Here is a 23870-nt window from a genome sequence, read left to right on the forward strand (position 1 = left end):
GTCAGTCGGACTCGCCCCGTTCCACGCAGAACTCGTTGCCCTCCGGGTCCGCCAGGAGGAACCAGCCGCCGCCGTCCGGGCGCGTGTGGTCCGCGATCAGGCGTGCGCCGAGGGCGAGCGCCCGTTCGACCTCCGCCGCCCGGGTGCGGCCCGTCGGCCGCAGGTCGAAGTGGATGCGGTTCTTGGCCGTCTTGCCCTCCGGGACCCGGACGAAGAGCAGGCGCGGGCCTCCGTCGGGGTCCGAGATCAGCGCCTCCGGGTCACCCGGCTTGTCGTCGTCGGCCAATGGCCGGCCCAGCAACTCGCTCCAGAACAGGCCGAGATCGTAGGGATCGCCCGTGCAGTCGAAGGTGATGCTGTGGATGGCGGGGTTCCGTGCGGGGGTTCGGGTCATGGGCGGAGATTTTCGCGGATCCCTTTGCCGATGTCGAACGGTTTTCGACCCCGCCGCGACTTCCGGTGGCGCCCCCGGTTTTCACGGACGCCCTTCGAAGATGTCGGGCGAATGGCCTGCCCGGCGCCCGAGTTCGAGCATCCTCAGAAGTTCCTCACATGACATGACAGAACACGATCAACAACACTATAAATGTTGACGCACGGGAAATCAGACCGGCCCGGCAATGAGCAATGAGCAATGCAGAACATTCAATACGGGGGAAAAGTGAATATCAAGAGGGCTCTCTTCGCCGGTTCGATCGCCTCGACCATGGCCTTCGGCCTGGCGGTCAGCGCTCCCGCACCTGCGGCGCAGGCCGAGGCCGGTGGCCGCTGGTACATCGTCAACCAGTACAACGGGAAGCGCGTCAAGGGGACCGGGTACAAGAAGAAGTTCGTTCTTGCCACCTGTAGGAAGAAGGACGCCTTCCACTGGAACAACTACGGTTCCTCGAAGTACGCCAACTTCAGCGCGACCACCTTCGCCGGAGCCGCGTGTCTCGCCCACAACGGCAAGAACAAGCCCGTCTGCCTGAGTGCGTGCCAGGGCGGCGCGGGAACGGGCGCGTGGGGTCTCGCCTCACTGAACAACGGGGCCAAGACGCCGATCGCGCACACCAAGTGCGGGTACATGCAGGCCGTGAGCAAGACCGCCCTCAAGTGCGGTAAGCGGCCCGCCAATCAGAAGAAGATGACCTGGATCATCAAGTATTCCCTGTGACGGGTCGAATGCGACAGTGACCGCGAAAGGGCGGCACCGTCGATTGCTCGACGGTGCCGCCCTTTCGTCGCAGCCGTCGAACAGCGGCCCGGCAGCCGCGAAGTCCACTTCGGAGCCGGTCCCGGGCCATCGTTCTTCGCGGTCGCCGCCTACGCGCCCGTCGCCCCGTCCTCCAGCGCCCTCAGCGCCGGGTCGAGGACGATGTCCTCGGCGCGGGCCTCGGTCGTCGGGTCCTCCGGGAAGTGGCACGCCGTCAGGTGGCCCTCACGGTTCCCGGAGATCTGGACCAGCGGCGGCTCGGACGTCGCGCACTTGTCCTGCGCCTTCCAGCAGCGGGTGCGGAAGCGGCAGCCGGACGGCGGGTGGATCGGCGAGGGAACGTCGCCGGAGAGCCGGATCCGCTCCCGCTCCTGGGGCTCGTCGTCGAGCGCGACCTCGGGGACGGCCGACAGCAGGGCGTGGGTGTACGGGTGCCGGGGCCGGTTGTAGATGGAGTCGCGGTCGCCGACCTCCACCACCTTGCCCAGGTACATCACCGCGAGGCGCTGCGAGAAGTGCCGGACGATCGCCAGGTCGTGGGCGATGAAGAGGAAGGCGATGCCCATCTCTTCCTGGACCTTCTGCAGCAGGTTGACAACCTGCGCCTGGATCGACACGTCCAGGGCCGACACCGGCTCGTCCGCCACGATCAGCTTCGGGTTCAGGGCCAGCGCGCGGGCCACGCCGATGCGCTGGCGCTGGCCGCCGGAGAACTCGTGCGGGAAGCGGTTGTAGTGCTCGGGGTTGAGACCGACGAGCTCCAGCAGTTCACGCACGCGCTTCTCGACGCCGCCCGCGGGCTTGATCCCGTTGACCTCCATCGGCGACTTGATGATGGTGCCGACGGTCTGCCGCGGGTTCAGCGAGGAGTACGGGTCCTGGAAGATCATCTGGATCTCGGACCGCACGGGCGCCATCTGCCGGCGCGAGGCGTGCGAGATGTCCTGGCCCGCGTAGGTGATCTTGCCGGCCGTCGGCTCCAGGAGCCGGGTGATGAGCCGGCCGGTCGTCGACTTGCCGCAGCCGGACTCGCCGACCAGGCCGACGCTCTCGCCGACTCCGACGGTCAGGTCGACCCCGTCGACGGCCTGTACGGCCCCGACCTTGCGTTTGATCGGGAAGCCGCCGTATATGGGGAAGTGTTTCGTCAGGCCCTCGACCTTGAGAAGCGCCTCCTTCGCCGAATCGGCCGGACCCTGCTGTGCTGGGAGGGTGAGGTTGTCGCTCATGTCTCGGTTCTCCCTAGCGCAGCCGAGGCTGGATCTGGTCGATGAAGATGGTCTGCTTCTGCTCGGCCGTGAGGTGGCACGCGGCGGCACGGCCGTCGGCCAGCGAAGGACGCTCGTCGGCACAACGGTTGCCCGCCACCTCGTCCTTGAAGGCGCAGCGCGGGTGGAAGGGGCAGCCCGGGGGCGGGTCGAGCAGCGAGGGCGGCGTACCGGGGATCGGCGACAGCATCTCGTGGATGTCGCCGTCCAGGCGCGGCATCGAGCTGAGCAGACCCCAGGTGTAGGGGTGCTTGGGCGAGCGCAGCACCTCACGCACGCTGCCGCGCTCCACGGCGCGGCCCGCGTACATCACCAGCAGGTCGTCGGCCATGTTCGAGATGACGCCGAGGTCGTGGGTGATGAAGATGATCGCGGTGCCGAACTCCTGCTGGAGGTCCCTGAGCAGGTCGAGGATCTGCGCCTGCACGGTGACGTCGAGCGCGGTGGTCGGCTCGTCGGCGATCAGCAGGTCGGGGTCGCACATCAGCGCCATGGCGATCATCGCGCGCTGCCGCATACCGCCGGAGAAGTGGTGCGGATAGTCGTTGAAGCGCACCTGGGGCTGCGGGATGCCGACCTTGTCCAGCATCAGGACGGCCCGCTCCTTGGCCTCCTTCTTGGAGGCCCCGGTGTGCTTCATGAACGGCTCGGACAGCTGCCGGCCCACCGTGTAGTACGGCGACAGGGCCGTCAGCGGGTCCTGGAAGATCATCGCCATCTTGTTGCCGCGGAGCTTCTCCAGCTCCTTCTCGTGCGCGGTGACGAGTTCCTTGCCGTCGAGGACGATCTCACCCTCGACGGTCGTGCTGCGCGGGCTGTGCAGCCCGAGGATCGTCAGGTTGGTGACGGACTTGCCGGAGCCGGACTCGCCCACGATGCCCAGGGTCTTGCCGCGCTCGACGTCGAAGGAGAGGCCGTCGACCGCCTTGACGATGCCGTCCTCGGTGGAGAACTGCACCTTCAGATCGCGGACCGAGAGAAAGCTTTCCGGGCCGGTCGGGGCCGGCGCGCCCTCGGTCTTGGTCAGTGTGGTCACGGTGGTTCGTTCTTCCTAGGAGAGCCGGACGCGCGGATCGACGTACGCGTAGACGATGTCGACGAGGATGTTCAGGATCAGGATGAAGAAGGCCCCGAACAGCATGACGCCCATCGTCAGCGGGAGGTCCTTGTTGACCGCGCCGTCCACGGCGAGGCGTCCGATGCCCTGGAGGGAGAAGGTCAGTTCGGTGACCACACCACCGCCGAGCAGGGCGCTGATGTCGATGCCGAGGACCGTGACGATCGGGATGAGGGAACCGCGCCAGGCGTAGCGGAAGAAGACGTACTTCTTCGACATGCCCTTGGCGCGGGCGGTCCGCACGTGCTCCTCCGCCAGCTGCTCGATCATGGAGGCGCGCGCCATACGCGTGTACTGCGCCGTGAAGATGGTGGCCATCACGATCATGGGGAGCGACAGCCCGATGAGCCAGTCGACCGGATTCTCGGTGAACGGCACGTACTTGGGGTCCTCCATCCAGCCCGTGCTGTAGACGAAGATCGTCAGCACGATCGGTCCGAGGAAGTAGATCTGGAACGAGCTGAGGACCATGGAGGCGCCCGTGGCGACCTTGTCCGTCACGGAACCGCGCTTGTAGGCCGCGAGCATGCCCGCGCCGAGACCGATCACGAGGAAGACGACGATGGAACCGAGGGTCAGCGACAGGGTCAGCGGGAAGCGGTCCATGATCGTGTCCCAGACGAAGTCGCCCGAGTAGAACGACTGTCCGAGGCAGGGGGCCGCGCAGTGGCCGTCCGGGAAGTCACGGCCGACCACGATCCCGGACATGAAGTCCCAGAACTGGGTCGCGATGGGCTGGTCGAGTCCCAGCGCGTGGCGAATGTCCTCCAGCCTCGCGGGCGAGCAGTCCTTGCCACAGGCCAGGGAGGCATAGTCGGACGGCGCGGCGACGAAGAGGAAGAACGTCGCGGCGCCGATGAGGAACAAGGTCACGACGGCACCGACTGAGCGCCGGAAGATGAACTGAAGCATGGCGGGGAGGCTGCTCTCTGCGGAGGCGGCGGGCGGTTTCACGGAACCGCGGGAGTGCGCTCCGCCTGGTGCGCACTCCCGCGATCAGCCGTAGAGAGTTACGACTTCAGGAACAGGCGGGTGACGTCGATGTAGCTCGACTCGGTGCTGTAGCGGGCACCGCCGATGTTCGAACCGTAGAGCTGGAACTGCTTCGTGTACCAGAGCGGGGCGCCCGGGTTGATCTTCTCCAGGATGTAGTGCTGCGCTTCCTTCCAGGTCGCGGCAGCCTCGGTCGGCTCCTGGCCGAGAGCCTTCTTGATCAGCTCCTGGACCTTCGGGTCGTTGATGTGCGAGTAGTTCGGCGCACCGTCGGCGATCTGGTCACCGTCGTAGATCGGCGTGACGACCGTGCCCGGGGACGGCCAGTCCTGGCCCCAGCCCGAGACGTACATGTCGTACGGGTTCTTGAGCTTGCCGATCTGCTCGTAGTAGCTCGCCGAGTCGATCTCCTTGGAGACGACGTCGATGCCGACCTTGCCCAGCGCGTCCTCGATGGCGACCTTGCGCTTCTGGCCCTGCTCGGTGTTGCCGTAGGCGAAGACGAGCTTCTTCTCGGCGGCGGGAACGCCCTTCAGGAGCTCCTTGGCCTTCTCGATGTTGCCGGACGGCGTCTTGAGACGGCCGTACGGGTCGTAGGTGGCCTCGTAGCCCGGCAGGGTCGGGGCGAACAGATTCGGGGCCACGTCGCCGCCGTACGCGCCACCCTCGCCCGCGATCAGGGACTTGGAGTTGATCGCGTAGGTGACGGCGTCACGGACCGTCTTGTTCTTGACGCGGTCCAGGTTGAACGTCAGCGTCATGACGTAGGGCTGGTAGCCCTTGATCGTGCGCTTGTTCACCTCCGGGTCGCCGATGACGTCCTGGATCTGGGTGGCGTCCACACCGCCGGTGAACTGGATGGCGCTCTTGGCCGCACCCTGGTCCGATATCAGACGCTTGGTCTGGGTCGACTCGGTGACACCGAAGTCGAAGTTGAAGCCGTCCACGTACTGGTGGCGCACCGAGTCGGTCTTCGGGTCCCAGTTCTCGTTCTTGACGAGCTTGAGGGCCTTGCCGACCTTGTACTCGGAGATCTTGTACGGACCGGTCGAGACCGGGGCCTTGTCGTACTTCGCCTTGGTGTCGGTCTTCTCCGTGACGACGGAGTAGCCCGGCATGGCGAGCGTCTGCGGAAGGTCCGGGCGCGCCGTGTCGAAGTGGAAGACGACGGTCTTCGCGTCCGGGGTCTCCAGGACCGAGTCCGGCAGGTGCTTCTTGCCGAAGCCGCCGTCCGGGAGCGCCTCGCGGTACTTGGCGCCGCTCAGCCAGGTCTGCAGGTAGGTCGGCCCGTCGAAGATGAACTCGGCGTACAGGCGCTCCACCGAGTGGCGGATGTCGGCCGAGGTGATGACGTTGCCGTTCTCGTCCTTGATCCCGTCCTTCAGCGTGAAGGTCCAGGTCTTGCCGCCTTCGGAGGACTTGCCCGAGTCGGTGGCGAGGTCGCCGACGACCGAGACGTTGCCCTTGCCGTCCTCCTCGAAGTTGGTCAGACCGCGGAAGAGCAGGTTGGCGACCTGGCCGGCGTCGGAGACGTAGATCTGGCCCGGGTCCAGGTGCGAGAGGCCCGCCTCCTGGTAGACCTGGATCGTGCCTCCGCTCTTGGCACCGGCGACCTCTTCGGCGGGACCGTTCGACGCGGCGGCGTCGGCGTAGGTGACCGCCTTCGACTGCGTCGAGGCTTCCTTCTGGTCCTTCTTCGAGTCCTTGCCCGAACTGGTGCCCTTGTTCTCCGAGCATCCGGTGAGCGCGAGGGACCCGGCCGCGACGGCGACCACTATGGCTCTGGCTCTGCGCGAGGTGAGCGACTTCATAACGGTGTAAGCACCTACCTGTCGGTTGTTATCCATGAGTACTGCCTGACGCGGCTGGTAGGCCGACGCGGGGGCGGCAGTCACCCCCCACCAATGGACGGTTCAGCGCCCGGACTTGGGGTCGAAGGCATCCCGTACGGAGTCTCCGAGGAGGTTGAAGCACAGGATGAAGATCACCAACGCCATGCCCGGGAAGAACATGAAGGCCGGGTCCTGCTCCGCGTACTTGGCGCCGGCGGCGAACAGGCGCCCCCAGTCCGGAGTCGGCTCGACGAAGCCCACTCCCGCGAAGGAGAGGAAGGCGATGGTGAGGATGGTGCTGGGCAGCTGATACGTGAACTGCACCAGGATCGGCGAGACCACGTTCGGCAGGATCTCCTTGCGGACGATCCGCCAGGGCGAGGCCCCGGAGACCTTGGCGGCCTCCACGAACTCCCGTTCGCGCAGGGACAGGACGGTGGAGCGGACGAGCCGCGCCATTCCCATCCAGCCCAGCACCCACAGCACGATCAGGATGGCAACCGCCCGGAAGTACGTGGGGGTCTCTTCCTGGGGATCCACGAAGAACGCTGTGACGACGGGCATGAACGCGATGAAGAACAACTGCTGCGGGAAGGAGAGGAAGAAGTCGGTGACGCGACCGATCCAGTAGTCGGTACGGCCGCCGAAGTAGCCGCCGACGAGACCGATGAGGACACCGCTGAGCATCACCAGGACGGTCACACCGAGCGCCATGAACAGCGAGGTGCGCATGCCGTACATCAGCATGGAGAACAGGTCACGGCCGTACTGCGGCTCGACGCCGAACCAGTGCTCACCCGAGACACCGCCGAGGTAGCCCAGCGGCAGCCCGAACTCGTCGAGGACGGGGGAGTCCGCGTAGGTGGGGTCCTGGCCGTACAGCGTGTACGGGTCGGTACCGCTGATGGCCGTCAGCACCGGTGCCAGAAGAGCGACCACGAAGAAGAAAATCACTACCGCGGCGCAGAACATGCCAGTACGGTCACGCTTGAAGCGCTGCCACATCAACTGCCCGGGGGAACGCCCCACGAGCTTTCGGCTCTTGGCGGCCTCGACGTTCGGCTCAAGCTCGGGGTCCAAGGCGATCGACGGCCCGGAGCCCTCGGCCTTGGTTGGACTGGTCATCTTTGTTCTTCCCCCGGGGGATGGAGAGTTGAGCGCAGCACAGATACCGGCAGGTTCTGTGGTTTCAGGGAACTTTCACCAAGTGGGTCAACGCGCGTCAAGGGCGGAAGACATAGGGATCTCCCTACCGTCGAAATTTTGAGCAAAAATTGCAGAGAATGACACCTACGCGCGCTTGACAGGTGAGATCAGATTCCGGCAATTCGGTCATCTATCAATAAAATTTCGTTTACGTGTCCGAAACTTGATTGGGCATTGACCGATATGCGAACGGCGCCGCACCCTTTCCGTCGTTGTCCGAACTGAGCCGTTTTCGGCATGCGGGTACGCCGAAGGCCCGGCTCCCCGCAATGCGGACAACCGGGCGCTTCGGTGAACAGTCGGCGAGGCCTCGTACAAGGCCCTCACGGGCCCCAGGAGCGTGCTCCCGGGGCCGGACGGGGCTGGGTCAGCCGTGCTTGGCGCGGCTCGCGGAGCGGGCGCGCTCACGGCCGTCCAGCTTGACCTTGCGGATACGGACGGCCTCGGGGGTCACCTCGACGCACTCGTCGTCGCGGCAGAACTCCAGGGACTGCTCCAGGGAGAGCTTGCGCGGCGGGACGATCGCCTCGAACGAGTCGGCCGCGGCCGACCGCATGTTGGTGAGCTTCTTCTCCTTGGTGATGTTCACGTCCATGTCGTCGGCGCGCGAGTTCTCGCCGACGATCATGCCCTCGTACACCTCGGTGCCGGGGTCGGTGAACAGCACACCGCGCTCCTGGAGGTTCGTCATCGCGAACGCGGTGACGGAGCCGGAGCGGTCGGCGACCAGCGAGCCGTTGTTACGGGTCGTCAGCACGCCGAACCAGGGCTCGTGACCCTCGTGGATCGAGTGCGCGATGCCCGTGCCGCGCGTACCGGTCAGGAACTCCGTACGGAAGCCGATGAGGCCGCGGGACGGCACGACGAACTCCAGCCGGACCCAGCCCGAGCCGTGGTTCGACATGTTGTCCATCCGGCCCTTGCGGACGCCCATGAGCTGCGTGACCGCGCCCATGTGCTCCTCGGGCACGTCGATCGTCATGCGCTCGACGGGCTCGTGGACCTTGCCGTCGATCTCCTGCGTGACCACCTGCGGCTTGCCGATGGTCAGCTCGAAGCCCTCACGGCGCATCTGCTCGACCAGGATGGCCAGCGCCAGCTCACCGCGGCCCTGGACCTCCCAGGCGTCCGGGCGCTCGGTGTCCAGGACACGCAGCGAGACGTTACCGATCAGCTCGCGGTCCAGACGGTCCTTGACCTGCCGGGCGGTGACCTTGCGGTCCTTGACGGCGGCCTTGGCGTCCGCGCCCTTGCCGGTGGCACCGCGGCCGACCATCGGGGAGGTGTTCGTACCGATGGTCATCGAGATCGCCGGCTCGTCGACCGTGATGAGCGGCAGCGCGATCGGGTTCTCGGGGTCGGCGAGGGTCTCACCGATCATGATGTCCGGGATACCGGCGACGGCACAGATGTCACCCGGGCCCGCCTTCTCGGCGGGCTTGCGGGTGAGCGCCTCGGTCATCAGCAGCTCGGTGATGCGGACGTTCGACATGGTGCCGTCACGCTTGATCCACGTGACCGTCTGGCCCTTGCGCAGCTCGCCCTGCTCGACGCGGAGCAGCGCGATACGGCCGAGGAAGTTGTCCGCGTCCAGGTTGGTGACGTGCGCCTGGAGCGGGGCCTCCTCGTCGTAGGACGGGGCCGGGACGTGCGACAGGATCGTGGAGAAGAACGGCTCCAGGCTGTCGCTGTCGGCCGGGACCGTGCCGTTCTCCGGCTTGGTCAGCGACGCGACACCGTCACGGGCGCACGCGTAGACGATCGGGAACTCGATCTGCTCCTCGTCGGCGTCCAGGTCGAGGAAGAGGTCGTACGCCTCGTTCACGACCTCGTCGATACGGGAGTCCGGGCGGTCCGTCTTGTTGATGCACAGGATGACGGGCAGGCGGGCCTGCAGCGCCTTGCGCAGCACGAAACGGGTCTGGGGCAGCGGACCCTCGGAGGCGTCGACCAGGAGGACGACCGCGTCCACCATCGACAGACCGCGCTCGACCTCACCACCGAAGTCGGCGTGGCCGGGGGTGTCGATGATGTTGATGGTGATGACGTCGCCGCCATCCTTCGGGTGGTACTTCACCGCCGTGTTCTTGGCCAGGATCGTGATGCCCTTCTCACGTTCCAGGTCGTTCGAGTCCATCATGCGGTCGTCGAGCGACTCGGCGGCGTGCGCGGCGAAGGCACCGGCCTGCTTGAGCATGGCGTCGACCAGGGTGGTCTTGCCGTGGTCGACGTGGGCGACGATGGCGACGTTGCGGATGTCGTGGCGCGTGGCCATATTGAGGCGCTTCTCCCGGAGTGAGTTGACGGCCATCCGCTTCGCGGGGCCCTGCCGGGCTGAAACGTGCCACGGCCTTACCCCCCATGGTACGGGTGCGCTGCCGCTTGGGCTTCGCGGGCCGGATCGGTCGGCCTTCACAGTGCGGGTGGGCGGGGGCTTGCCGCGCCGTTCCCCGCGCCCCTCACGGGGCCCGGGGAACGTCTGTCACCTGCGGTTTTGTTATTTCTTCAGGAAACCCATGTCCTCGTAGAAGGGGGTCTGGAAACCGAAGGCGCCTGCGTTGGCCAGACCGTTACGGGCCGCTGTGAGCTGGGGGCGCTGGTAGAGGGGGATCGAGCCCGCCGCGGCCCAGATGCGGGCGTCGGCCTTGCGGACCAGCGAGCGGGACTCGTCCGCGTCGAGTTCGGCGACGGCCTGGTCGAACAGCTGGTCCACCTGGTCGGTGCCGACCCTGGTGAAGTTCTGCTCGACGTTCAGGGAGCCGTCCGCCGCCGGGACCGGCTTGGCGTAGATGGGGCGGGCGTCGGTCGCGGGGAACGCGGACGCGGGCCAGGAGTAGAGCGCCAGGTCGTACTGGCCCGAGGCGATGTGGTCCTTGAAGTAGCTGTCGTCGGCGACCTTGGAGATCTCCGTGCGGATGCCGACGCGGTCCAGCATCCGGGCGATCCGGTCCCCGACCGCCCGCAGCGACTGGGATCCCGGGCCCGACGGGAGCACGAAGCGCAGCGACAGCGGCTTGCCGTTCTTGGCGAGCGGCCCCGCCGCGGCACTCCCCGGGGCGCGGGTACCCCTCGGCGCGTACGCACCCGGGGCGCCCCCGGGCCTGAGCTGCTGCTTCCCGTCCTGGGCGAGGTGCTTCTCCGCCCGGCTCGCCCCGTCCCGCTTCCCGGGCGCGAGCACGGTGGGACTCTCGCCGTCCGCGGGCTTGTCGTCCGTCCCGCCGACGATGTACGTGCCGTCGTCCCCGGAGCCGTCCCCGTCGTCCGAGTCCTTGGCGTCCTTGGCGTCCTTGGCGTCCTTGGAGCCCTTCGACGCCTTCGAGCCCTTGGCTGCCCCGGAGGCCTCGGCACCGGCCGCCTTCTTGGGCTTCTTCTCCTCCTTGAGGGGGCCGCCCACCACCCACCCGGCGTCGGAGAGCAGGGCCTGCGCCTCCGCGGTGTCCTGGCCGCCGAGCGCTCCGCTGTTGTCGGCGTACGCGCGCTGTCCGGCGAGCGCGAGATGGCTGCCGACCGGCTCGGCGGGCAGTCCCAGGGGCTCCAGCACGGCCTTGGCGAGCTCATCCCGGTCGAGGGCGCGGGCCACCGCCCGGCGGACCCGTTCGTCGGCGAGAGGGCCCTCCGAGCCGTTCAACGCGAGCTGGGTGAAGGCTGGTTCGAGGGACTTGCGGACCGTGAATCCGCGCAGGGAGGACTGCTGGCCCGCGTACTTCAGGGCCGCCTTGGCACGCTTCCTGCGGGCCGTGGTCTCCTCGTCGGCCGCCTCCTCGTCGGAGCCGTGCGCGATCGCCCAGGAGCGCAGTGCCCTGCCCGGTGTGAGGGCGGCGCCGGGGCCCTGGGCGAGCGGAGCGCCCTCGGCCGCCTTCCCCTCCCGGCCGGCGGTGGTGATGCGGTGGGCCTCGGCCGCGTCGATCTCGGCCAGGTCGAGCCGGCCGGCGGCGAGTGCGGCGGCACGTTTCTCCCGGGGCACGGCGCGCAGGACCAGCTCGGAGAGCTTGGCGGGGCGGCCCCACCAGCGGGGGTTGCGCTTGAGGGTGACGTCGCCCGACCTGCGGTCGACCGTGTCGATGGCGAAGGGCCCCGCGGTGACCTTCAGCCTGCGGCGGGCGCTGTCGTTGAAGGCGTCCGGGGTACCCATGACGTCCTTCGGGTACAGCGGCGAGAACAGCGACTGCCAGTCCGCGTACGGCTTCTTGAAGGTGACCCGCACCTCCAGGTCGTTCGCACCGCGTTCGATCTTCTCGATGCGGTCGTAGCCGGCGTTGCGGGCGGTCCAGTACGCGGTGTCCTTGCCGGACAGGGCCCGCCACTGGGCGGTGAAGTCCGCGGCGCCGATCTCGCGGCCGTCGCTCCAGACGGCCTGCTGGTCGAGCTTGTAGAGCACGACCTGCCGGGGCTCGCGCTCGACGACCTTCGCCGACTCCAGGTAGTCGGGGTTGCGCTGCGGCCGGCCGTTCGCGTCGAGCCGGTACAGGGCGGGCAGTACGGCGCCGGCGACCCGGGAGGTGGCGGCGTCCGCGTCCGCCTGGAAGGTGTTCAGGGTCTCCGGGACGTTGTCCACGGCCCAGTGCACGGTGCCGCCGTCGGCGACCAGGTCGCGCTTCGCGGACGCGATGTCCTGGCCGGCGGCGGGCTTGCCGGCCGCGTCCTGCTCACTGCACCCCGCGAGAGCGGGCACCGCGAGGACGCCCGCCGTGAGGAACGCTACCGAGCGCGTCACCGCGCGCAGTCCGACGCCGTCGTGGGACATGACTGGTACCTCCGGGGGGCCGCTCCACGGGTGAACACGGATGGTCTGATCACGTTTGGCGGTATTTGGAGTTGATCAGATCTATGCGGCCACTGAAGAGGAAAGGTTCCGGCACCGGGCGGCGACACGGCGGCGGGCGCGGGGAAGCCCACCCGTGCGGCGCAATGCCCCGGGCCCACGCGCCGGAGTGCCGCCGCACCCGCACGCCCCCTGGCGGGCTTCTGCCGGATCTCCCCAATCCATGCACGTCCCTTCCCACCAGCTGGTGTGACGCGCGACACTCGCAGGCGCATGAACGTTGCCGCCTTGGGCCGATGGGTCCGCGGAAGTGAGGGCAAGTCATGTCCGTGCACGACGACCTGACGTCAGTCCAGCGCTGCCTCGACGACCTGGTGAGGTCGGTGAAGCGCCTGGAACAGCAGCTGAGTGGCGGCGGCCTGGAGATGCGCAGAGTGCGTACCGACGCCGATCACCTGCGCGAGAGCGTGGCACTGCTGCGCGAGGCCGCGCCCGGCCTCGCCAAGCCGAAGCGCCCCGACCTCGTCTCCATCCCCGACACCCCGTACGACACGACCCTGTGGACGGACTCCGACGACGAGGGTCTCGGCGCCCGCGACCGCCACGCACCCTGATCCCGATCCCCGACCGGAGCTCTCCTTGGCCACTGGTACGGAACCCCATCTGAAGAGCGGCGGCGTACGGAACCGTACGCGCGCCGCGATCACCGCCCCGCATCTGCGGACCGACCGCTGGTGGCTGGCGCCCGCCGCGACCGCGGCCGGGCTGCTGGCCTTCGTCGTCTACTCGACCTGGCGGGCGTTCTCGAACAGCGACTACTACGTGGCCCCGTACGTCTCGCCGTTCTACTCCCCGTGTCTGGCGGAGAACTGCGAGCCGATGAGGAACGGGCCCAACTGGGAGATCTTCGGCAGCTGGTGGGGCCTGTCCCCCGCCCTGCTCGTGCTGATCTTCCCGCTCGGCTTCCGGCTGACCTGCTACTACTACCGCAAGGCCTACTACCGGGGCTTCTGGGCCTCGCCGCCGGCCTGCGCGGTCGCCGAGCCGCACAAGAAGTACTCCGGTGAGACGCGCTTCCCGCTGATCCTGCAGAACATCCACCGCTACTTCTTCTACGCGGCGGTGCCGGTCGCCGGGATCCTCACGTACGACACGGTCCTCGCCTTCCGCAACGAGGACTACGAGTGGGGCCACATGGGGCTCGGCACCCTCGTGTTCCTCGTCAACATCGTGCTGATCTGGGCGTACACCTTCTCCTGCCACTCCTGCCGGCACATCGTGGGCGGCAAGCTCAAGCACTTCTCCAAGCACCCCGTGCGCTACCGGACCTGGCAGCTGGTCGGCCGGCTGAACGCCCGTCACATGCAGCTCGCCTGGGCGTCCCTGGTGAGCGTGGCACTCGCCGACTTCTACGTGTACCTGGTCGCGTCCGGCGTCTTCGACGATCCGACCTTCTTCTAGACGATCCGGCCCTCCTCCCTCAGATAACTCAGACAACTCCGACAGATAAAAGGTGCATCTGATGTCCGTGGTCGACCGGCAGGAGTGGGACGTCGTCGTGGTCGGTGCCGGAGGAGCCGGCCTGCGCGCGGCGATCGCGGCGCGGGAACGCGGCGCGCGTACGGCCGTCATCTGCAAGTCGCTGTTCGGCAAGGCCCACACCGTGATGGCCGAGGGCGGCATCGCGGCGGCCATGGGCAACGTGAACTCCGGCGACAACTGGCAGGTCCACTTCCGCGACACCATGCGCGGGGGCAAGTTCCTCAACCAGTGGCGGATGGCCGAGCTGCACGCCCAGGAGGCCCCCGACCGCGTGTGGGAGCTGGAGACCTGGGGCGCCCTCTTCGACCGTACGGCGGACGGGCGCATCTCCCAGCGCAACTTCGGCGGGCACGAGTACCCGCGGCTCGCACACGTCGGCGACCGTACGGGCCTGGAGCTGATCCGCACGCTCCAGCAGAAGATCGTGTCGCTCCAGCAGGAGGACTTCAAGGAGACCGGCGACTACGAGTCGCGCCTGAAGGTCTACCAGGAGTGCACGGTCACCCGGATCCTCAAGGAGGGCAGCCGGGTCTCCGGGGCCTTCTGCTACGCGCGGGAGTCCGGCCGCTTCTTCGTCCTCGACGCGCCCTCGGTCGTGGTCGCCACCGGCGGCATCGGCAAGTCCTTCAAGGTGACGTCGAACTCGTGGGAGTACACCGGCGACGGGCACGCGCTGGCGCTGCTCGCCGGGGCGCCGCTGCTGAACATGGAGTTCGTGCAGTTCCATCCGACGGGCATGGTCTGGCCGCCGTCCGTGAAGGGGATCCTCGTCACGGAGTCGGTGCGCGGGGACGGCGGGGTGCTCAGGAACTCCGAGGGCAAGCGGTTCATGTTCGAGTACATCCCGGACGTGTTCAAGGAGAAGTACGCGCAGTCCGAGGAGGAGGGCGACCGCTGGTACGAGGACCCGGACCACAACCGGCGCCCGCCCGAACTGCTCCCCCGCGACGAGGTGGCACGGGCCATCAACTCCGAGGTGAAGGCGGGCCGCGGCTCGCCCCACGGCGGTGTCTTCCTCGATGTCTCGACCCGGATGCCCGCCGAGGTGATCCGGCGCCGGCTGCCGTCCATGTACCACCAGTTCAAGGAACTCGCGGACGTCGACATCACCGCCGAGGCGATGGAGGTCGGGCCGACCTGTCACTACGTGATGGGCGGGATCGCGGTCGAGTCGGACACCGCGGCGGCCCGCGGGGTGCCCGGCCTTTTCGCGGCCGGTGAGGTCGCGGGCGGCATGCACGGCTCCAACCGGCTCGGCGGGAACTCGCTCTCCGACCTGCTGGTGTTCGGGCGGCGGGCCGGACTGCACGCCGCTGAGTACGCCACCGGCCTCGCCGGGGTACGTCCTCTCGTGGACGACGCCGAGGTCGACGCCGCCGCCGCGGAGGCACTGCGGCCCTTCTCCGCCGAGGGGCCCGCGCCCGGCGAGGTGGAGGACGGCCGGCCGGCGGAGAACCCGTACACCCTCCATCAGGAGCTCCAGCAGACGATGAACGACCTCGTCGGCATCATCCGCCGGGAGGCGGAGATGGAGGCGGCCCTGGAGAAACTCGCGGACCTGCGGGTACGGGCCAGGCGGGCCGGGGTCGAGGGGCACCGGCAGTTCAACCCGGGCTGGCACCTCGCGCTGGACCTGCGGAACATGCTGCTCGTCAGCGAATGCGTGGCACGGGCCGCGCTGGAGCGCACCGAGTCGCGCGGCGGCCACACCCGGGAGGACCACCCGGCGATGGACCGGCAGTGGCGGCGCGTCAACCTGCTCTGCCAACTGACCGATCCGACCGGCGGCCTGGCGGCGACCGACCCGGTGCACGGCCAGATCGACCTCGTCCGGGAGACCACCGAACCCATCCGACCCGACCTGCTCGCTCTCTTCGAGAAGGAAGAGCTGGTCAAGTACCTCGCCGAAGAGGAGCTCTACGAGTGAGCAGCTATGAGGCCCGCTTCAAGGTGTGGCGCGGGGACGTCGAGGGCGGCGGCCTGGAGGACTTCGGGGTCGAGGTGAACGACGGCGAGGTGGTCCTCGACATCATCCACCGGATCCAGGCGACCCAGGCCCCGGACCTCGCCGTGCGCTGGAACTGCAAGGCGGGCAAGTGCGGTTCGTGTTCGGCGGAGATCAACGGCCGGCCGCGGCTGCTGTGCATGACCCGGATGTCGGTGTTCACCCGGGAGGAGACGATCACCGTCACTCCCCTGCGGGCGTTCCCCGTGATCCGCGACCTCGTCACCGACGTCGGCTTCAACTACACGAAGGCGCGGGAGGTGCCCGCGTTCGTGCCGCCGGAGGGCCTCGGCGCCGGTGAGTACCGGATGATGCAGGAGGACGTGGACCGGTCGCAGGAGTTCCGCAAGTGCATCGAGTGCTTCCTGTGCCAGGACACCTGCCATGTGGTGCGCGACCACGAGGAGAACAAGACCGCGTTCGCCGGTCCGCGCTTCCTGATGCGGGTGGCCGAGCTGGACATGCATCCGCTGGACGCGGCCGACGAGAGCGGCCTCGACCGAAAGAAGACCGCCCAGGACGAGCACGGCCTCGGCTACTGCAACATCACCAAGTGCTGCACCGAGGTCTGCCCCGAGGGCATCAAGATCACGGACAACGCGCTGATCCCCCTGAAGGAACGCGCGGTCGACCGCAAGTACGACCCGCTGGTCTGGCTGGGTTCGAAGATCATGAGGCGTTCTTCGGGCGAGTGACCCGCCGGGGCGCGGCCCGGCGGGTCAGAACAGGCTCAGCAGGGCCTCCGCCGGGTCCGCGAGGCCCGCTCCGCCGTTGGGCAGGGGCAGTTCGAACCACACCGTCTTGCCCCGGGGTGTGCGGCGCGAGCCCCAGGCGGCGCTGAGGAGGCCCACCAGCTGGAGTCCACGGCCGCCCTCGTCCGTGTCGCGGGCCCGGCGGCGGCGCGGCTGGACGAGGCCGGCGTCCCAGACCTCGCAGACCAGCGTGCGGTCCAGGAGGAGACGCAGGCGGATCTCGCCCTCGCCGTAGCGCAGGGCGTTGGTGACGAGTTCGCTGACGAGCAGTTCGGCCGTGTCGACGAGCGGCTCCAGGTCCCAGCCGACCAGTTGGTTGCGGGCGAACTCCCGTGCGCGGCCCACGCTTCTCGGCTCACGCGGCAGCGTCCAGTCGCCCACCGACTCGGCGGGCAGCCCCTGGACCCGGGCCATCAGCAGGGCGATGTCGTCCTCGCCGTGATGGGTGTCGAGGGTGTTGAGGACGTGGTCGCAGACGTCCTCCAGCGGGGCCGAGGGGTCGGTCAGGGCGCCCACGAAGGCCTGCAGGCCCTCGTCCAGGGGGTGGTCGCGGGATTCGACGAGCCCGTCCGTGTAGAGCGCCAGGAGGGCGCCCTCGGGGAGTTCGACCTCCACCTCCTCGAAGGGCTCACCGCCGACGCCCAGAGGCATGCCCGGCGGTACGTCGAGCATGAGCGCGCTCTCGCCCGGTTCGACCAGGACCGGCGGGAGATGGCCGGCGTTGGCGAACGTACAGCGGCGGGTCACGGAGTCGTAGACCGCGTACACGCAGGTGGCGAGGTACACCTCGGAAAGGTCGGCGTCGCGGGACTGGCGGGCACCGCGCGTAGACTGCTGGGTGCCGCCGGGCGTGCCCAGGCCGCGGGCGATCTCGTCCAACGCGGAGAGCACCTCCGCCGGTTCGAGATCGAGCAGTGCCAGCGTGCGTACGGCCGTGCGCAGTTCACCCATCGCGACGGCCGCCCGCAGGCCGCGCCCCATCACGTCACCGACGACCAACGCCGTGCGGTGACCGGGCAGTTCGATGACGTCGAACCAGTCGCCGCCGACCTCCGTGGCCGCGTTGCCGGGCAGGTAGCGGCAGGCGATGTCCAGGCCGGAGGCCTCGGGGTCGCCGGGCGGCAGCAGGGAGCGTTGGAGGATCAGGGCGCGTTCGTGCTCGCGGCGGTACAGGCGCGCGTTGTCCATACAGACGGCGGCGCGGGCGGCCAGCTCGACCGCCAGGGCCCGGTCGCGTTCCCCGAAGGGCTCGCTGCCCTTCGTACGGGAGAACTGGACGATGCCGACGACCGTGTCGTGGGCGACCATCGGCACCGCGAGCGTGGACTGGATCAGCCCGCCCTCCTCGGCGGCGACGAACTGCGGCTTGGCGGTGCGCAGGGCGTCCGCGCAGGAGGAGTTGAAGGAGAAGCGATGGACCGCGCCGACGCTGACGGGCTTGCGGCCGCCGATGAAGGGCGCGTCGGACACGGCGCTCGCGTACGCCACCCGGCGCAGTTCGGCGCTCCCGTCCGCGAGGCCGGGCGGGGTCTCGTCACCGGCGAGCAGACCTTGGTAGAGGTCGACGGAGGCCAGGTCGCAGAAGCCGGGGACGGCCACGTCGAGAAGTTCGCGGGCCGTGGTCTCCAGGTCGAGCGAATTCCCTATACGCGCTCCCGCCTCGTTCAGGAGGGCGAGATTGCGCCGGGCCTGCGCGGCCTCCCGGGCGGCGGCGCGGCGCGCGGTGATGTCCGTACCCAGCCAGGCGATGCCGATCGGACGGCCCGAACCGCCGTGCACGCGGTAGAGGTTGATGGACCAGTGGCGGCGCTCGGTGGAGCCGGGCACGGTGCCGGTGACCAGCATCTCGGTGACGGAGTCGCCCGTCTCCAGGACCCGGCGCAGTATCGCCGACACGCGATCGGTCTCGCCCGGCGACAGATAGTCCTTGACCGTGCGTCCGCGGTGGTCGTCGACGGTGCCGCCGAAGATCGAGGCGAACCGCTGGTTGGCGCGGCGAATCCGCAGGTCCGGGTCGATCAGGAGGAAGCCGAAGGGAGATTGACCGAAAATGGCCTGTGAGGCGGCGAGGTCCGTTTCGATGCTGCGGAGCGTGCGTACGTCCACGACGATGCACACGGCGGCCCGTTCGCCCTCCTCGGTCCGCGTCGGCATGACGTAGACCTCGGCGAGTCCCTCGATGATCCGGCCGCTGCCCTCGGGGTCGGGCAGCCGGAAGGGGACGACACCGGTCCACTCCCTGCCGTCGAGGACCTCCGCCATCTTCCGCTGGCCGAAGTCGCGCCGGTCCTCGGCGACGAAGGCCTCGATGGGGTCCATGCCCACGGCGCGGTCGGTCGGGATGCCGAAGAGCTGCTCGGCGCGCAGGCTCCACTGGTCGACGAGGCCGTCGGGGCCGATCGAGAACGAGGCGACCTTGATGTAGTCGTAGATCGATCCGGGCGGGCTGCTCTGCCACACGACCTCACCGGGCACGTCGCCCGGCGCTCCGTCCGACGGTCCGCCCCGCGCTCCGTCCGACGATCCGTCCCGCGTTCCGTCCGATGCCGCGCCCGCCGCCGCGCTGTCCGCCGCGGGCGTCGCGTCATCGCCTGTCGTCGCATCAGCCATCGCGCCGCCCGACGGGTCCTCGGACTCCGTGGCCTTCGCTGGTATCTCGCTCACGCGAACCGTCCCCTCCAGCTCACCGCGCCCGGCACCGGTCACCGACAGCGGCTGCCCGCAGTATCCAGCACTACGGAGCCGCACAACACGGTGTTCACGATCACAGCACGGTCCCGATGCTTTTAGGCCCGGCTGCGACAAACACTCCCAGTCTTCTAACCACGTGGCACCCCGTCGAACCACCGTCCCGGTCCGTCTCTGCACGCGAGACGGACCCGACCGCTCGCGGCCCCCTCCCGGCAGGCCGCCGATCAGTCGTCGATCGGCCGCCGATCAGCTGGGAACGGCCAGCTCGAACCAGACCGTCTTGCCCGTTTCACCTGGTCTGGTACCCCAGCGGCGCGAGGAGTTCGCCACCAGCTGGAGCCCGCGGCCGGTCTCGTCGTCGGGCTGGGCGGCGCGCTCCCTGGGCGGGTCGGGCAGCGGGTCGGAGACCTCCACCAGCAGGGCGTCGAAGTGAGCCGAGGGGCGTATGAGGCGTACACCGATGGGACCGGTCGCGTGCCGCAGGGAATTGGTCACCAGCTCGCTGACCAGCAGCACCGTCACATCACTCAGGAGATCGAGTCCCCAGGCGCGCAGTTGGCCCCGGACGACGGCGCGCGCGGTCCTGACGGCGCCCGGCTCCGCAGGGAAGGTCCACTCGGCGACATCGCCCTCGGTGTGAATCACGCAGCTCACTCCCAGGCCTGAAGCGGACCATGTCCGGTTTCATGGGGTTAATGGGCACATACCCGATATCCTGGGCGAAGTACCGTGGGTGCGGGCGTGCTGTGGCACGAACGGCGTACTCCGGGCTCGCATCACTCTCCACACGCGCCCCGCGAGGGGGAGCGTCCCACGTACGGTGCGCGTATCGCACCCCTGCAGACTTGAGTGCACGAAGTTGCGATGGTCACACCTGTTGTGGAGTGCGTGTTTTGCGGCGGGGCCTTTTTCCGCCCCCGCCGCCCCTACCCTCCCCCATCGTTACCGCATGGGGGCTGCGCCCCCTCGCCCCGTATCGCGCTGACGCGCTCGTCCTCAAACTCAAACGCCGGACGGGCTAGGAGACAGCCCGTCCGGCGTTTGAGGACCGGGGGTTCGGGGGCTGGCCCCCGAGGCAGGTAGGGGCGGCGGGGGAAACACCCCACACGCCTCGCGCGACTTCGCGCACCGCGGGTACGTCCTGGTCCAGCCAGTCGACGTCCCAGAGCTCGTCGGCGGACAGCCAGCGCAGCTCGTCATGGTCCTGAAGGGCTGCCGGCGCAGGCGACCCGGGCAGCAGCCGGACGGTCCAGACGCGCAGGACGTACGGCGCCCGAAGGGCGAACTCCCCCGGCACCCGCTCCACCGGCTCGGCCTCGACCCCCAGCTCCTCACGGAGCTCCCGCACCAGGGCCTGCTCGGGACCCTCCCCGGACTCGACCTTCCCCCCGGGCAGTTCCCAGCGCCCGGCCAGCTCCACGGGCGCACTGCGCCGCGCGGCGAGAAGGCGCCCGCCGCTCAGCACGGCGGCCCCCACCACGACGATCCGTTCGGTCATGCGCCGGAGCCTACGGGAGCCGCAGGAACCCTCCCGCGCCGATCACGGGGCGGCGGTCACCTGGCGGTCGGCAGTCACCTGACGGTCGGCAGTCACCTGGCGCCGTTCTGCGCGATCCGCTCGACCAAGTACAACTGCTTGTGTCCGCGGCCGTCGAGGCTGTCCGCGATCTTCTGGGCCTCGGCCCTGGTCGCGTACCTGCCGATGCGATAGCGGTTGCCGTTGTCGTCCTGCCGTATGACGAGCCAGGGCAGTGTGATCGTGCCGTCGTTCATCGCGCCCCTCCACTCCCCGCCCCCGGTTCGCGCCCGACCCCGTCCGATAAGGAAACCGCAATCCGCATATGCCCGAGCCTACGCCTAACCTTCACGCAGCGAATACGGCTTTTCACAAAGAGGTATGCGCTAGGTAAGCAACCGGCCAGGGCTCGGAGGGCGCATCCTCCTGGATACGCCCTCTGACGCCCCGTCGGCACCCCGTGAGGGTCCTGTCAGCAGGCCGGAGACCGGTCCCGGCGGTGTCACGAGAACGACCGGAATCCACCGGCACGGGCCCACCGCCGGGCGGGCCCTACCTCACCGGCAGGTGGTACGCGATCCGGTACCGGTCCGCCGGCACGACGACGTCCGCCGTCTCCACCGGCCGGCCCGACGCGTAGTACGTGCGCTGGATGACGAGCACGACATGGCCCGGCACTCCCCCGAGCGCCGACAGCTCCTCGGCGAGACCGGGCCGGGCGCCCACCTCCTCCGTGACGTTGTCCACGACCACGTCGATGGCGGCCATCCGCTCGACCACTCCCATCCCGCCGAGGGGGCCCTCCTCGGGGAGCATCACCGGAGTGCGGCCCGTGACGACGAGGGGCTCCCAGGAGGTGGAGAGCATCATCGCCTCGCCCGCGTCCCGGAAGACGTACTTGGTGCACATCACCCGCTCACCGGCCTGGATGCCGAGCCGCTCGGCGACGGCACCGCTCGCCTCCGCCTGCGCGCTGTGCGACTCCCACGTACCGCGCGCGGCCGGGTCGGCCTGCTCCTGGCGGAACGGGGTCGAGCCGTTGTCCGACCGGTATCCGGAGCGGGCGACACGGCGGGGCACCGGGCGCTCGCGCACATACGTGCCCGACCCGGACCGGCCTTCGACCAGCCCCTCGGCCATCAGCACCTTGCGGGCCTCCAGGGCGACCGTGTCCGAGACCCCGTACTCCTCGCGGATTCTCGCCTGGGAGGGGAGTCGGGTGTGCGGTGGCAGCGATCCGTCGACGATCTTCTTGCGAAGATCGCCTGCGACGCGCAGATACGCCGGCTGCTCACCGAATGTCACTGGCCACTCCCTCAGGTTGTACAGACAGCAACAGGGTGGCAACCGTGGGTTGTGCCAGGCAAGTGAAGGCCAAAGAATCACTCGATGTGATGACGGAAGAGCGCCGGGAAACCGTCGGAAGCCGTCGCGAGGGCCGCCGGGTGAGCCCTCGGGGCGTTACGCAGGCACTTTCTCCCCTACTGCGGGTGGCTTCACACCTCCGCGCCGCCCCCTCCCGAACCGTCTCCCGTACCGCCCCCTGTACCGGCGTCCTCACCGGTGCCGTCCTCGTACTCGGGCGGCGGGGTCGACTCAAGCCCCAGGGCCTTGCGCGCGGTGACCGTCTTCTTCGCGTCGGTGAGGTCCAGTGCCGTGCCGTAGTGCTCGTAGAAGGTGTCCGCGTCGGAGGTCTTCGCCGCGTCGGCCCACTCCTTCTTCGCGGACTCCAGATGCCTGACGAGCGTGGCGACCGGCTCCTCGGCGTCGGCGGGCCACTCGTGGCCGCGGAGCATGCCGACCTGCTCGGTGATCGCACCCGAGACCCTGGTCGCCCACGCCTTGTGACCGGGCAGGTCGTCCTCGACGTACTCCTCCTCGGGCGCCGCGTCCATCGCCTCGTTGAGGATCCGGGCCGCCTTCAGATAGGTGAGCTGGTGGGCGTCGAGGGTCGTCGAGTCCTGGCGCAGGGAGCCGGTGAGACTGCCCTTCTCGTCCACGTTGCCGAACACACAGCTGATCTCGCGGTCCCCGAAACCCCAACTGCCGCTCGTGGGCGTGAAGTAGTAGATGTCGACGTCGTCCGGGATGGCCCAGGAGTCCATCGCGTAGGCGTACTGGAGCGAGTAGCACTTGTCGTCGGCGGCCTCGGTGACGGCGTCGTCGCCCGGGTAACCGCCGTCCGCCATCTCGAAGTTCGCGTAGACCTCGCCGTCGTGCTCGTCCTCGCAGGGCACCGTGTCCACGTCGTAGGCCATGCCCTCCAGGGAGCCGCCCGGCGTGTCGAAGCACTGGCCCTTGTCCAGGGAGAAGGCGGCGCCGCTGCCGCCCGCGTCCCGCGCGCCCTCCTTGAAGCCCTCCCAGAACCCGGCCGCGCCGCCGGTGGCCAGCGCGAGTGTGAGGAGCGCGGCGCCGACACCGGACAGGATCATCCCTGCGACGGCCATGCCCTTGCCGCGTTCGCCCTTCTTCTTGATCTGCACCAGCGCTACGGATCCGAGGATCAGGCCTATCAGGGGCAGGAAGCAGAGGATGCCGAGGACCAAGGCGGAGATGGCGAAGCCGTTGATGGGGGCGGGGCGGTTGTACGGGGAGTAGCCGTGCCCCCAGGGCTGGTATCCGTACGGGCCCGGGGCCGGGGCTTGTCCCTGGCCGGGGTACGCACCGTACGGGCCTGGGCCCGGGCCCTGTGGCTGCTGGGGCCCGGGGGGCGGGGGTATCTCCACTTGTACGGTGCTCCTCGTCCGGGTGGTGTGGTGCGTGGTGGTGTGGTGCGTGTTGTGGTGCGTGGTGGTGGTGTGGAACTGGCGTGCGACAAAGCGCATGTTAAGCGCGGTGTGGACGGGGGCGGAACAGCCTTTCTCCGCCCCCGCCGCCCCTACCCGTCCCGTCACCGACTCGGGGGCGCCGCCCCCGAACCCCCGGTCCTCAAACGCCGGACGGGCTGAAGGATGTCGCCGGACCGGCGGACATCTCTCAGCCCGCCCGCGA

The 23870-nt window shown here is 68.9% G+C and carries 19 protein-coding genes; 5 read left to right on the plus strand and 14 right to left on the minus strand.

Annotated elements, in window-relative coordinates; genetic code table 11:
* Position 1: 1 nt before the first annotated feature.
* Positions 2-394, minus strand: a complete 393-nt coding sequence (locus tag OHS59_RS16705) for a VOC family protein (RefSeq protein ID WP_328494192.1) — start codon at positions 392-394, stop codon at positions 2-4.
* 267 nt (positions 395-661) lie between these two features.
* Here OHS59_RS16705 and OHS59_RS16710 point away from each other — a divergent pair, with 267 nt between their 5' ends.
* Positions 662-1156, plus strand: coding sequence for a hypothetical protein (locus tag OHS59_RS16710; RefSeq protein WP_328494193.1), 495 nt, complete (start codon positions 662-664; stop codon positions 1154-1156).
* 149 nt (positions 1157-1305) lie between these two features.
* Here OHS59_RS16710 and OHS59_RS16715 read toward each other — a convergent pair whose 3' ends face one another.
* From OHS59_RS16715 to OHS59_RS16745, 7 genes are all read right to left on the minus strand, one after another.
* A complete protein-coding gene (locus OHS59_RS16715) occupies positions 1306-2424 on the minus strand; it encodes an ABC transporter ATP-binding protein (protein WP_328494194.1) in 1119 nt (372 codons plus the stop codon).
* A gap of 13 nt (positions 2425-2437) precedes the next feature.
* Positions 2438-3499, minus strand: a complete 1062-nt coding sequence (locus OHS59_RS16720) for an ABC transporter ATP-binding protein (protein ID WP_328494195.1) — start codon at positions 3497-3499, stop codon at positions 2438-2440.
* 15 nt (positions 3500-3514) lie between these two features.
* Positions 3515-4492, minus strand: coding sequence for an ABC transporter permease (locus OHS59_RS16725; protein ID WP_328494196.1), 978 nt, complete (start codon positions 4490-4492; stop codon positions 3515-3517).
* 98 nt (positions 4493-4590) lie between these two features.
* On the minus strand, positions 4591-6384 hold the full coding sequence (locus tag OHS59_RS16730; RefSeq protein WP_328494197.1) for an ABC transporter substrate-binding protein: 1794 nt from the start codon (positions 6382-6384) through the stop codon (positions 4591-4593).
* A gap of 102 nt (positions 6385-6486) precedes the next feature.
* Positions 6487-7530 carry an ABC transporter permease gene (locus tag OHS59_RS16735; protein ID WP_328494198.1) on the minus strand — a complete coding sequence of 348 codons (1044 nt, stop codon included), beginning with the start codon at positions 7528-7530 and terminating at the stop codon, positions 6487-6489.
* 448 nt (positions 7531-7978) lie between these two features.
* Positions 7979-9886: a translational GTPase TypA gene (gene typA / locus OHS59_RS16740; RefSeq protein WP_328494199.1), complete on the minus strand. Its 1908-nt coding sequence runs from the start codon at positions 9884-9886 to the stop codon at positions 7979-7981.
* 222 nt (positions 9887-10108) lie between these two features.
* The gene (locus tag OHS59_RS16745) at positions 10109-12355 is read right to left on the minus strand and encodes an ABC transporter family substrate-binding protein (RefSeq protein ID WP_328494200.1); all 2247 of its coding nucleotides are present in this window, start codon (positions 12353-12355) and stop codon (positions 10109-10111) included.
* A 341-nt stretch (positions 12356-12696) separates the two neighbouring features.
* Here OHS59_RS16745 and OHS59_RS16750 point away from each other — a divergent pair, with 341 nt between their 5' ends.
* The 4 genes from OHS59_RS16750 to OHS59_RS16765 all read left to right on the plus strand — a co-directional run bounded on the left by OHS59_RS16750 (position 12697) and on the right by OHS59_RS16765 (position 16615).
* Complete coding sequence (locus OHS59_RS16750) at positions 12697-12987, plus strand: hypothetical protein (RefSeq protein WP_328494201.1); 291 nt, start codon at positions 12697-12699, stop codon at positions 12985-12987.
* A 25-nt stretch (positions 12988-13012) separates the two neighbouring features.
* The gene (locus OHS59_RS16755; protein WP_328494202.1) at positions 13013-13834 is read left to right on the plus strand and encodes a hypothetical protein; all 822 of its coding nucleotides are present in this window, start codon (positions 13013-13015) and stop codon (positions 13832-13834) included.
* Positions 13835-13895: 61 nt separating this feature from the next.
* A complete protein-coding gene (locus tag OHS59_RS16760) occupies positions 13896-15842 on the plus strand; it encodes a fumarate reductase/succinate dehydrogenase flavoprotein subunit (RefSeq protein WP_328494203.1) in 1947 nt (648 codons plus the stop codon).
* Positions 15839-16615, plus strand: coding sequence for a succinate dehydrogenase/fumarate reductase iron-sulfur subunit (locus OHS59_RS16765; protein ID WP_328494204.1), 777 nt, complete (start codon positions 15839-15841; stop codon positions 16613-16615). The genes OHS59_RS16760 and OHS59_RS16765 overlap by 4 nt, the downstream gene beginning before the upstream one ends.
* A 24-nt stretch (positions 16616-16639) precedes the next feature.
* On the opposite strand, the gene OHS59_RS16770 is transcribed toward OHS59_RS16765, so the two are convergent.
* The 6 genes from OHS59_RS16770 to OHS59_RS16795 form a co-directional block, all read right to left on the minus strand.
* Complete coding sequence (locus OHS59_RS16770) at positions 16640-19336, minus strand: SpoIIE family protein phosphatase (protein ID WP_328494205.1); 2697 nt, start codon at positions 19334-19336, stop codon at positions 16640-16642.
* 273 nt (positions 19337-19609) lie between these two features.
* Positions 19610-20008, minus strand: coding sequence for an ATP-binding protein (locus OHS59_RS16775; protein WP_443061448.1), 399 nt, complete (start codon positions 20006-20008; stop codon positions 19610-19612).
* Between the two features lie 373 nt (positions 20009-20381).
* Positions 20382-20861 carry a (deoxy)nucleoside triphosphate pyrophosphohydrolase gene (locus tag OHS59_RS16780; protein WP_328494207.1) on the minus strand — a complete coding sequence of 160 codons (480 nt, stop codon included), beginning with the start codon at positions 20859-20861 and terminating at the stop codon, positions 20382-20384.
* Positions 20862-20953: 92 nt separating this feature from the next.
* The gene (locus OHS59_RS16785; RefSeq protein WP_328494208.1) at positions 20954-21136 is read right to left on the minus strand and encodes an SPOR domain-containing protein; all 183 of its coding nucleotides are present in this window, start codon (positions 21134-21136) and stop codon (positions 20954-20956) included.
* Positions 21137-21431: 295 nt separating this feature from the next.
* Positions 21432-22184 carry a GntR family transcriptional regulator gene (locus OHS59_RS16790; protein WP_328494209.1) on the minus strand — a complete coding sequence of 251 codons (753 nt, stop codon included), beginning with the start codon at positions 22182-22184 and terminating at the stop codon, positions 21432-21434.
* 191 nt (positions 22185-22375) lie between these two features.
* Positions 22376-23704, minus strand: a complete 1329-nt coding sequence (locus tag OHS59_RS16795) for a DUF4190 domain-containing protein (protein ID WP_328494210.1) — start codon at positions 23702-23704, stop codon at positions 22376-22378.
* Positions 23705-23870: the final 166 nt, after the last annotated feature.

The sequence above is a fragment of the Streptomyces sp. NBC_00414 genome, from assembly GCF_036038375.1.
In the GTDB taxonomy this organism is placed as follows: domain Bacteria; phylum Actinomycetota; class Actinomycetes; order Streptomycetales; family Streptomycetaceae; genus Streptomyces.

Coding starts and splice junctions, on each gene's coding strand:
- OHS59_RS16795 (WP_328494210.1), bottom strand. CDS start 23,704: ATGCGCTTTGTCGCACGCCAGTTCCACACCACCACCACGCACCACAAC.
- OHS59_RS16750 (WP_328494201.1), top strand. CDS start 12,697: ATGTCCGTGCACGACGACCTGACGTCAGTCCAGCGCTGCCTCGACGAC.
- OHS59_RS16735 (WP_328494198.1), bottom strand. CDS start 7,530: ATGACCAGTCCAACCAAGGCCGAGGGCTCCGGGCCGTCGATCGCCTTG.
- OHS59_RS16730 (WP_328494197.1), bottom strand. CDS start 6,384: ATGAAGTCGCTCACCTCGCGCAGAGCCAGAGCCATAGTGGTCGCCGTC.
- OHS59_RS16780 (WP_328494207.1), bottom strand. CDS start 20,861: ATGACCGAACGGATCGTCGTGGTGGGGGCCGCCGTGCTGAGCGGCGGG.
- OHS59_RS16725 (WP_328494196.1), bottom strand. CDS start 4,492: ATGCTTCAGTTCATCTTCCGGCGCTCAGTCGGTGCCGTCGTGACCTTG.
- OHS59_RS16785 (WP_328494208.1), bottom strand. CDS start 21,136: ATGAACGACGGCACGATCACACTGCCCTGGCTCGTCATACGGCAGGAC.
- OHS59_RS16715 (WP_328494194.1), bottom strand. CDS start 2,424: ATGAGCGACAACCTCACCCTCCCAGCACAGCAGGGTCCGGCCGATTCG.
- OHS59_RS16705 (WP_328494192.1), bottom strand. CDS start 394: ATGACCCGAACCCCCGCACGGAACCCCGCCATCCACAGCATCACCTTC.
- OHS59_RS16760 (WP_328494203.1), top strand. CDS start 13,896: ATGTCCGTGGTCGACCGGCAGGAGTGGGACGTCGTCGTGGTCGGTGCC.
- OHS59_RS16745 (WP_328494200.1), bottom strand. CDS start 12,355: ATGTCCCACGACGGCGTCGGACTGCGCGCGGTGACGCGCTCGGTAGCG.
- typA (WP_328494199.1), bottom strand. CDS start 9,886: ATGGCCACGCGCCACGACATCCGCAACGTCGCCATCGTCGCCCACGTC.